The 10,201-nt window shown below is 55.5% G+C and carries 7 protein-coding genes; 4 read left to right on the top strand and 3 right to left on the bottom strand.

The window, feature by feature from the left end; translation table 11 throughout:
* A partial coding sequence (locus tag LZ634_RS21585; RefSeq protein ID WP_234508789.1) for a sigma-54-dependent Fis family transcriptional regulator occupies positions 1–1,812 on the top strand: 1,812 nt, incomplete at its 5' end.
* Here LZ634_RS21585 and LZ634_RS21580 read toward each other — a convergent pair.
* Together LZ634_RS21580 and msrB are read right to left on the bottom strand one after the other, a co-directional pair.
* Entirely contained in the window at positions 1,809–2,087 is a 279-nt protein-coding gene (locus LZ634_RS21580) for a YeaC family protein (protein ID WP_234508788.1), read from the bottom strand. The two genes, LZ634_RS21585 and LZ634_RS21580, sit on opposite strands and share 4 nt — an antisense overlap.
* Before the next feature lie 43 nt (positions 2,088–2,130).
* Positions 2,131–2,544, bottom strand: coding sequence for a peptide-methionine (R)-S-oxide reductase MsrB (gene msrB / locus LZ634_RS21575; protein WP_234508787.1), 414 nt, complete (start codon positions 2,542–2,544; stop codon positions 2,131–2,133).
* A gap of 339 nt (positions 2,545–2,883) precedes the next feature.
* Between msrB and gapA the strand changes: the two genes are divergently transcribed.
* From gapA to LZ634_RS22655, 3 genes are all read left to right on the top strand, one after another.
* Positions 2,884–3,879 carry a glyceraldehyde-3-phosphate dehydrogenase gene (gene gapA, locus LZ634_RS21570; RefSeq protein WP_052281720.1) on the top strand — a complete coding sequence of 332 codons (996 nt, stop codon included), beginning with the start codon at positions 2,884–2,886 and terminating at the stop codon, positions 3,877–3,879.
* Positions 3,880–3,962: 83 nt separating this feature from the next.
* Positions 3,963–4,847, top strand: coding sequence for a D-hexose-6-phosphate mutarotase (locus LZ634_RS21565; RefSeq protein ID WP_234508786.1), 885 nt, complete (start codon positions 3,963–3,965; stop codon positions 4,845–4,847).
* Positions 4,848–5,178: 331 nt separating this feature from the next.
* Positions 5,179–9,186: an autotransporter outer membrane beta-barrel domain-containing protein gene (locus LZ634_RS22655; protein WP_265179036.1), complete on the top strand. Its 4,008-nt coding sequence runs from the start codon at positions 5,179–5,181 to the stop codon at positions 9,184–9,186.
* A 104-nt stretch (positions 9,187–9,290) separates the two neighbouring features.
* On the opposite strand, the gene LZ634_RS21555 is transcribed toward LZ634_RS22655, so the two are convergent.
* The gene (locus LZ634_RS21555; RefSeq protein ID WP_234508785.1) at positions 9,291–10,037 is read right to left on the bottom strand and encodes a MipA/OmpV family protein; all 747 of its coding nucleotides are present in this window, start codon (positions 10,035–10,037) and stop codon (positions 9,291–9,293) included.
* Positions 10,038–10,201: the final 164 nt, after the last annotated feature.

Raw genomic sequence — 10,201 nt, 5'->3', positions numbered from 1 at the left:
GAAACCGGCACCGGTAAAGAGGTGGTGGCGCGCTATCTGCATCGCCATAGCCCGCGCGCCAATGCGCCGTTTCTGGCGGTAAACTGCGGTGCATTGACCGAGTCTTTGGCGGAGTCGGAGCTGTTCGGCCACGAGAAAGGCGCTTTCAGCGGGGCGACACATACTCATCAGGGCTGGTTTGAAGCGGCAGAAGGCGGCACGCTGCTGCTGGATGAAATAGGCGAACTGAGTCTGGCACTGCAGGTGAAGCTGCTGCGCGTGTTGCAGGAGCGCGAAATCACCCGCGTCGGCTCTCATAAGCCTATCCGCATTAATGTGCGAGTGATTGCGGCGACTCACGTCGATCTGGCGCGCGCCATTCAGGAGCGGCGCTTTCGCGAGGATCTTTATTACCGCCTCAATATTGCCGCAGTGACCCTGCCGCCGCTGCGTCAGCGCCAGCAAGATATTCCGGTGCTGGCTCAGCATTTTGTTCAGCTATATGCCTCACGTTTAGGCCGCCCGGTACCACAACTGGCATCGGAAACGCTCGATTTGTTGCGCACTTATCCGTGGCCGGGCAACATTCGCGAGCTCGAAAATACGCTGCACAATGCGGTGCTGCTGAATCCAGATAGCGTACTCACGCCTGAGAATCTGCGGTTAACGTCGGCCGTAGCCGCCCAGCAATCGCCCATTGATGACAGCGATGAACTCACTCGTTTTATACGTAGTCAGCTACTCGCCCACAGCGGTGCGCTGTATGACCGGCTGCTGCGGGCAATGATCCAGACGGCCATGAGCCAGAGCGATAACAACCAAAGCCAGGCGGCTTCACTATTGGGCATCAGTCGTCATACGCTGCGCACGCAGTTAGCGCACCTGGGGGTGATTAAGCAACGGCGTAAGGTGGGCGAACCGGTTGTATCTGCGCCACGCGAGCGAGAGCTGCGCATTGGCTATCAGCGCTTTGGCAACCTGGGCGTGCTTAAAGCCCGCCAGCTACTGGAGCAATCTTTTGGCGAACTGGGTGTGAACGTGCTGTGGAGCGAATACCCAGCGGGTCCGCAGCTACTGCAAGCGCTGAGCAACGATGAGATTGATTTTGGTACGACCGGGGAAGCGCCGCCGATTTTTGCCCAGGCGAAAGACAACGCGCTGCTGTACGTTGCCTGGGAGCCGCCGGCTCCACGCAGCGTCGCCATGGTGGTTCCCAACGCCAGCGATATCCGTACGCCGCAACAGCTTCGCGGTAAACGCATCGCGCTCAACAAAGGGTCAAATGTTCACTGGCTGTTGGTGCAAATTCTGGAAGAAGCCGGGCTTGGGCTTGGCGATGTGAAAGTGGTCTATACGCCACCGAAGTATCCGTTAACCGCCAGTGACTATCTCGCCGCCGACGCCTGGATGATGTGGGATCCGGTGCTCAGCGCTGCGGAGCAAAGCAGTACGCTGCGGGTCCTCGCTACCGGCGAAGGGCGCGTCAACAACCATCAGTTTTACATCACGCGCCGCGAGTATGCGCGCCATAACGAGGAAATTATTGCCGGGATTGTGGCCGCGCTGGTAAAAACCGGGAAGTTTATTGACCGTCATCGTCATGAAGCGGCGCAGCTGCTGGCCAGTGAACTAGGATTGGATGTCGGTTCGCTTACCTGTGCGCTGGCGCGCCGCAGCCATCAGACCCGAGAGATGGATATGCAGGCGGTACGGGCGCAGCAATCCATTGCCGACCGCTTCTACGCGTTAGGCCTGCTGAACAGGCCCGTCGCGGTCAGGGAAGCGATATGGTACGCCCGAGAGCGGCTGATTACGTCGTGGGCTGCCGCTTAGTGTTGCTTAAACGTCGCGATAGGCTTCGGTGAAATACCGAAGTCTTCTTTCAGTTGCTGTTTACTCTTCATCACCATCTGTCCCTGGGTGTCGATGGTCATGTGCTGCGCGTCATCGTTGTGACGAGACTGCCAAAGCATCACCAGCTGGAGGCTGTTTTCTTTCTGTTCGGCGGTCAGCGCCACTCCGTCCGGCCATTTTCCAAGCTCCACGGCGGTGACTAAACGCTGATAAATTTCCGGCGTCATATTGTCGATCATTTGCTCAATACTCATCTCCCGCTCCTTCTCCTCAGGAATAATTTGCTGAATCGTTTTTTCAACCTTTTGTTGAGGCACCGCTCTCGTCATCCGTGAAGTTCAGCGAGGCGGAATTGACGCAAAATCGTTCGCCCGTCGGCTGTGGTCCATCGGGGAAGACGTGCCCCAGATGAGCATCACAATTTCCGCAACGGATTTCAGTACGTTGCATGCCGTGGGAGTAATCATTGAGATAACGGATAGCCGTGTCGCTCACCGGCTCGTAAAAACTCGGCCAGCCGCATCCAGAATCAAACTTACTTTGGGAATGAAATAGCGGCGCATCGCACACCAGGCAGTGGTAAATCCCATCACGCTTATTGTGCAGCAAACGCCCGGTAAATGGCGGTTCCGTACCGTGTTTCTGAGTGACATAGAACTGCATTTCGCTGAGATTAGTTTTTAGTTCTTCTGGGGTGGGTTTATTGACCATTTTGCTCACATCTCACAATGAAAAATACAATTACCAGAGGATTCTAACAAAACATTAACAATGAAGTGTGAACTTTTGTTCTAAACTTAACCGGCGTGAAAAGGCCGAGGATTAATTGTGACACGCATCACACTTTCATCTCCTGTGCCCTTTAAAAATCCCGGCTCCGCCCTCATGTGGTTTCTAGCTCATAGGAAGAGTGAGGCAGGTCAGTCGTGCAAAGCTTAGGCAGAGGATTGATTTGTCGCAATGATTGACACGATTCCGCTTGACGCTGCCTAAGGTTTTTGTAATTTTACACGCAACCTTTTATTCACTAATAAATAGCTGGTGGAATATATGACTATCAAAGTAGGTATCAACGGTTTTGGCCGTATCGGCCGTATTGTTTTCCGTGCTGCTCAGGAACGTTCTGACATCGAAATCGTTGCAATCAACGATCTGTTAGACGCTGACTACATGGCATACATGCTGAAATATGACTCCACTCACGGCCGTTTCAACGGTACCGTTGAAGTGAAAGACGGTCATCTGGTCGTTAACGGTAAAAAAATCCGTGTTACCGCTGAGCGTGATCCAGCTAACCTGAAGTGGAACGAAGTCGGTGTTGACGTAGTTGCTGAAGCAACTGGTCTGTTCCTGACTGACGAAACTGCTCGTAAGCACATCGCAGCTGGCGCTAAAAAAGTTGTTCTGACTGGTCCTTCCAAAGACAACACCCCTATGTTTGTTAAAGGCGCTAACTTTGACAAATACGAAGGCCAGGACATCGTTTCTAACGCATCCTGCACCACCAACTGCCTGGCACCACTGGCTAAAGTTATCAACGACAACTTCGGTATCGTTGAAGCACTGATGACCACTGTCCACGCAACCACCGCTACTCAGAAAACCGTTGATGGCCCGTCTCACAAAGACTGGCGCGGCGGCCGCGGCGCATCCCAGAACATCATCCCATCCTCTACCGGTGCTGCTAAAGCAGTAGGTAAAGTACTGCCAGAACTGAATGGCAAACTGACTGGTATGGCGTTCCGCGTTCCTACCCCGAACGTATCCGTTGTTGACCTGACCGTTCGTCTGGAAAAAGCTGCTTCTTACGAAGAAATTAAGAAAGCACTGAAAGCTGCTTCCGAAGGCGCAATGAAAGGCGTTCTGGGTTACACCGAAGACGACGTTGTATCTACCGATTTCAACGGTGAAGTTTGCACTTCCGTATTCGATGCTAAAGCTGGTATCGCTCTGAACGACCACTTCGTGAAACTGGTTTCCTGGTACGACAACGAAACTGGCTACTCTCACAAAGTTCTGGACCTGATCGCTCACATCTCCAAATAAGTTGAGATGAGAATCTGATCCAAAAAGGCGACCTCGGTCGCCTTTTTTTATGGCTAAGTATTTTAAACACCAAGGATTGCAGCATGATTAACAAAATTTTCGCTCTTCCGGTTCTTGAACAGCTTACCCCTGTCCTCTCCCGTCGCCAGCTTGATGAGCTGCCGCTCATCGTTGTCGACCACCCAAAAGTAAAAGCCTCCATCGCCTTCCAGGGTGCACATTTGCTCTCCTGGAAACCGGCGGGTGAAGAAGAGGTTCTGTGGCTCAGCAATAACACCCCATTCAAAAACGGCGTGGCGCTGCGTGGCGGCGTACCTATCTGCTGGCCATGGTTTGGCCCGGCAGCACAACAAGGCTTCCCGGCTCACGGCTTTGCCCGTAACCTGCCGTGGGAGCTGAAAGCGCACAACGAAGACGACAACGGCGTAGTGCTGACCTTTGAGCTGAAAAGCAGCGAGGCGACCCGTCAATATTGGCCGCACGAGTTCAGCCTGCTGGCCCGCTTCAAACTGGGTAAAACCTGTGAGATGGAGTTGGAAGCGCACGGCGAATTCGAAACCACTACCGCCCTGCACACCTATTTCAACGTCGGCGATATCCACGCGGTGAAAGTGAGCGGTCTTGGCGATCGTTATATTGATAAAGTGCAGAACGCTGAAATCGGCCAACTGAGCGATGGCGTACAGACCTTCCCGGATCGTACTGACCGCGTTTATCTGAATCCAGAAGCCTGTAGCGTTATCCACGACAGCGCCTTAAATCGTGCAATTGACGTCGTTCACCATCACCACGTCAACGTCGTGGGCTGGAACCCAGGCCCGGCGCTTTCGATCAGCATGGCGGATATGCCAGATGACGGTTACAAAACCTTCGTCTGCGTAGAAACCGCCTGCGCGAGCGCACCGCAGAAAGCCACGGCTGAAAAACCAGCCCGCTTGAGCCAGACCATCCGCGTGGCAAAACGCTAATCCCTTCCCTGCTTTCCCCGCTGGGCAATACTTCATTGCCCAGCCTTTCTCTTTAGCCCCCGTCAAAAACATTCAATTATTCATAATAAGTTACCGGTAACATCACTTAGATCAACTTTTATCCAGAAACAAATCCATAGAGCAAATCACAGGAGTAATATCAAAAGACTAGATATAAGCACCAATAAAAAACAAATAATCAAAACCTTTCACCATACAACATCACCTCTACACCCCTCATACACTGCGTGGGTTTGCGGCCCTGCACAGCTCAAATGCCGCCCTTCCACGGTTCTTATTTGTTAGTACCCGTAAATTGTAGAGGACCCGTATGTCTGCTTTCCACACCCCCCCTTTCCGGCGTAATACGCTTGCGCTCACGATCGGTCTGGCGCTTTGCGCCCCACTTCCTTTTACCGCGCACGCTGCAGACGGCGCGGACGGCAGCGCCGCAACCTCTGATGCCAGCGCACAAGGTGGTCACGGTGGCGATATGGATCTCACCACCGGTGCTGGCGGAAACGGGGGCGCGGGAGGGAGCGGTGGTCGTGGACAGGCCAGTAGCGATGGCGAAAGCGGTAATGCAGGCAGTGCCAGTACGCCAGAAGATCACCCCGGGGTCGGTGGAAGTCATCAGGAACCCGATAGTAATGCTAACAACGGCTCCGGTGCTGCCGGCGGCGGCGGCGGCGGCGGTTCTGCTGGCGTGGTGTTAGACGGTACCGGTCAAACGAATAACACCGGGGCCATTGTTGGCGGCAACGGCGGTCACGGCGGCAACGGGGGTTCAAACACGACCGATGTCACCGACGCCGGGAACGGTGGCGATGGCGGCGACGGCGGTAACGGTGGCAGCGGCGTACTGCTGACTTCCAGCGGCAGCTATGAGAACAGCGGCACCATTGATGGCGGTGCAGGTGGCAACGGAGGTAACACCGGTAGCGCCAGCGCCAACGCGCAAACCGATAACGGAACCACCATTCATGCAGGCAGCGGTGGCGCAGGCGGTAAAGGCGGCGACGGCGTAACGGCCACTCAGGGCGGTAATGTCACCAATACCGGTACGATTACCGGTGGTCATGGAGCCACAGGCGGCCTGGCCGCCGATGCAAATAGCAGCCAAAACACCACTGTGACCGGCGTCGGTGGGACCGGCGGTAAAGCGGCCGACGGGGGGAACGGAGTCTGGTTAAGCGACACCAGCACCATTACCAACAGCAATAAAATTATTGGCGGTGATGGCGGTGATGGCGGTAACGGCGGCGCGGTCAACTCTGGACAAGGTACCGGCGTCATCGGCGATGGGGCAGCCGGTGGCAACGGCGGCAGCGGGATAACGGTCGTCGGCAGCGGTACCGTCACCAATGAGGTAAGCGGCAGCATCGTCGGCGGTAATGCCGGTACCGGCGGTGGCGGCAACTCCACCAGCAGCGGCGCCAATTTGAGCGGCGGTAACGGCGGCGATGGCGGTAATGGCGGTACCGGTATTGTGCTGCAAAACGGTGGGAACGTTTCCAATGCGAGCTCCGTCATCGGCGGTTCGGGAAACCGTGGCGGCGGTAGCGGGAGTCTCACCAGTTCGCGCGGCGGTGATTCAGGCACCGGCGGCACAGGGATCGATATCAACCAGCAAGGCAGCGTCACCAACGAGTCAACCGGTAAGGTCCAGGGCGGTAAAGGTGGCGATGACTCTGCGGGGGGCGGTGGCGTCGGTGGCGTTGGGGGTACGGCAGTCAATATCACCGGTGCAGGCAGCGTAGAAAACCACGGCGAGTTTGTCGGCGGCGACGGGGGTGCGGGGGCCAATGCCAACGGTACCGATGCCAACGGTGGCACCGGCGCACAAGGAGGTAGCGGGCTGGCCATCAACGGCTCAGGTACCGTTGTTAACTCATCCGGTGCTTCGATTCGCGGTGGCATGGGCGGCACAGGTGGCGGTGGCAGCCAGGGCGATGGCGGCGTGGGCGGTAAAGGCGGGAACGGTGTTCTGATTGGTTCTGGCGGCACGGTTGTCAACGACGGTGACATCCTTGGCGGCACCGGGAATCGCGGCGGTGGCGGCGGTAAATCCGATGGCGGGGCCGGCGGTGATGGTGTGCATATTACGACCGGCGGCGGTACGCTCAACAACACCGGCACCATTTCCGGCGGTAGCGGTGGCAGCGCGGGTACCGCAACGGGTGACGCGGGGGCCGGTGGCGTCGGCGTTTACGGCAGCGATATGACCATCGTCAATAGCGGGACATTACAGGGCGGGCTGAATCAGGACGGCACGACTCGCTCGCAGGCGGTTATGTTTGTCTCTGGCACTAACTCCCTGGAGCTACAAGCGGGTTACCAGGTTTTGGGCGATGTTGTCGCCGGTAATGGCGACGATACGCTGATCCTGGGCGGTGAGAAAAATTCGACATTTGATGCTGCAAGTATTGGTGATGCCGCCCAATATCAAGGCTTTGATCATTTCAGCAAAACCGGCAATAGCACCTGGCTTTTGCAGAACACCACCGACGCCGTCACGCCATGGACAATTTACGCGGGCATATTGCAGGTCGCCGAAGATGCCAGCCTTGGCAATGCCAGCAGTACGCTAACCTTTGACGGCGGTACGCTACAGATGGTCGGCGATTTCAATTTCGACAGTTCACGTCCGATTGTTATCGATACTGCCGGCGGTACGCTGGATACGCAGGGCTATAACACCACCATTGCGCAGGGGATCACCGGCAGCGGCGATTTCACTAAACTGGGAAGCGGTGCATTAACCTTAACCGGTGACAGTACCTTTAGCGGTGAAACCACCCTTGCGCAGGGCAGTATCGACGTTACCGGGTCATTGGCGGGTGGCGTCACGGCGCGTTCAGGGACCGCTCTTTCCGGTACCGGTAGCGTTGGCAGCACCACCCTTGATGAAGGCAGCACGCTGACCGTGGGTTCTGCGACTCAGGATGACACAATGCTTGCCACCTTTACTATCAACGGCGCATTGGACAATAGCGGTACGGTTAATCTCTCGCGCAGACAGCTGCATGCAGGTAATCAGCTGAAGGTGAATGGCGATTATAAGGGTGGCAGCGACAGCCAAATGAACCTCAGCACCGTGCTGGGAGATGACAATTCACAAACCGACCATGTCAGTATCCAGGGCAGTACATCAGGCACCACATGGGTCAGTTTCAACAATGTAGGCGGTCTGGGCGCACAAACCAATCGTGGTATTGAGGTTATTAGCGTGGATGGTACCTCCTCCGCCGACGCCTTTAAGCAATCGGGGCGAGCCGTCGCTGGAGCCTGGGATTACAGTCTGGTGCAAAAAGGCCAGAACTGGTATCTGACATCGGTGAATACCAACCCTGTCACCCCAATCCCGCAGTATCGTCCGGAAGCAGGCAGCTATTTAAGCAACCTGGCGGCGGCGAATTCGCTGTTTACCCTGGCGCTCGACGATCGCGAAGGCGCCACCGAGTACCGGGATCAGAAGACCAACCGCCCTACCCATGCCGGGACATTCTGGTTACGTCAGGAAGGTGGACAAAACCGCTTCCGGGCGGCCAGCGGTCAGATTCGCACTCAGGCCAACCGCTACGTTGCGCAGATGGGTAATGAGTTCTTCCACGGCAGCAGCAACGGCGACGATCGCTGGGGTACCGGGCTAATGGCGGGCTACGGTAACGTCAAGGGTAACAGCACTTCGTCGCTCACCGGCTATGGCTCACGTAATAGCATGGACGGCTACAGCGTGGGGGCTTATGGCACCTGGTATCAAAATGCGCAAAGCCGTGAAGGTACGTATGTCGATAGCTGGGTCAACTACAACTGGTTCAAGAATCAGGTAAATGGCGAAGATTTGGCTAGCGAACATTACCGCAGCCGTGGCTTCACGGCTTCTATTGAAACGGGATACAACCTGCTAATGCGTGAAAGAGAGCGGCAGGCCGTCTATCTCGAACCGCAGGCGCAGCTCACCTGGATGGGCGTTAAAAGTCCGAGCCATACAGAAGTTAACGGGACTCAGGTTCAGGATAACGGCCACGGTAATCTGCAATCTCGCCTTGGGGTACGCCTGTACCTGCGCGGCCATCGTGCAGAGGATGAGGGTAAAAACCGTGAGTTTAAACCTTATGTTGAGGCCGACTGGTTGCACAACACCCACGTGGCTGAAATTCGGATGAACAACACCCTTATCAGTCAGGATGGTGCGCAGAACGTGGCTCAGTTGAAACTCGGCGTTCAGGGGCAACTCTCCCCGGCACTGAATCTGTGGGGCGGTACGGCGCTGCAGGTTGGTAACGATGGCTACAGTGATGTATCGGCAATGGTGGGGATGAAGTACGCGTTTTAAGAGATAGCATCATAACGGTGCAGCGCACCGTTATGATGCCCGTCTGCAGTGCAACGACAAGCGCCCCATCAAGCTAGCGCTTTGACACTGAAATCAGACGATTTTTAGAAGGTGTAGGTTACACCGGTCGCCAGCAGTCCCGTCCAGCTCTTGTCAACCATTGGGCTGTCGGTAATCTCATCGGACAGGTGGGTATAACGCGCAGTACCGTAAACGCTCCAGTTACCGGCAAAGCGGTAGTTGGCGCTCATTTCCAGGTACGGGTTCCAGCTGCTGTTCGGATCGTAGCTGCGAAGACCGCTACGCGCCGACTCATGACCGGAAACACCGTAATAGTACTGGTTCTGGTTTTCGCTGTTCCACTGCACCCCAATGCCCGGCGATAAGGTCAAGCCGCCGTTGGTGTAGCGATAAACCCAGGCCGTATCCCAAACCATACCGTTGCTTTTATCCAGCGTATCGCCAGCAAGCGTGGTGCGCAGAGAACCGTATTGAGTATGGTGGAACCAGGAAACCCCGGCCATCATCGTTGACTGGCGACGATCCAGTTTACGCAGCTGGCTGTTGTCGCTATCGCCCGGTTTGAAGAACATCGGAGACCAGTACGCGGTCAAAGAGAGCTGGTCAGTACCGTCATTCCACAGGTAATAACCGCCGCCTAAACCACGGAACCAGAAGTTATCCCCTTCGTAGTTAATAACCGGTACAGGGTAAATGTCATGGTCATACTGTTTGTATGGATGTTCAACAATCCCCACGCCAGCACCCAGCGTGAGCTTGTTTTCCGCCTGCACAGCAGTTGCAGAAGTGGCAATCAGTATCCCTAGAGCAAGAAGTTTGATTCGATTCACAATCCGTAATTCCTTTTTATTCAACCTATCAGCGGCGGAAGTTTACATCCCACTGTGCGTTACCACAAATTTTTTACAGTAAAAGGCAAAATATCACTTGCAATTATCCCATCCACTTATGACGGCTCACTTGCAAATTCGTGACTGATGTAGCCCCCTGAAAC

It is taken from the genome of Kluyvera intermedia (genome assembly GCF_021440345.1).
Taxonomy (GTDB): Bacteria; Pseudomonadota; Gammaproteobacteria; order Enterobacterales; family Enterobacteriaceae; genus Kluyvera; species Kluyvera intermedia_A.
This window is presented reverse-complemented; position numbering and strand designations above follow the sequence as displayed.

What these genes read in the sequence shown, in the direction of transcription:
- gapA (WP_052281720.1), top strand. Translation starts at nt 2,884, where the DNA reads ATGACTATCAAAGTAGGTATCAACGGTTTTGGCCGTATCGGCCGTATT.
- LZ634_RS21565 (WP_234508786.1), top strand. Translation starts at nt 3,963, where the DNA reads ATGATTAACAAAATTTTCGCTCTTCCGGTTCTTGAACAGCTTACCCCT.
- LZ634_RS22655 (WP_265179036.1), top strand. Translation starts at nt 5,179, where the DNA reads ATGTCTGCTTTCCACACCCCCCCTTTCCGGCGTAATACGCTTGCGCTC.
- msrB (WP_234508787.1), bottom strand. Translation starts at nt 2,544, where the DNA reads ATGGTCAATAAACCCACCCCAGAAGAACTAAAAACTAATCTCAGCGAA.
- LZ634_RS21580 (WP_234508788.1), bottom strand. Translation starts at nt 2,087, where the DNA reads ATGAGTATTGAGCAAATGATCGACAATATGACGCCGGAAATTTATCAG.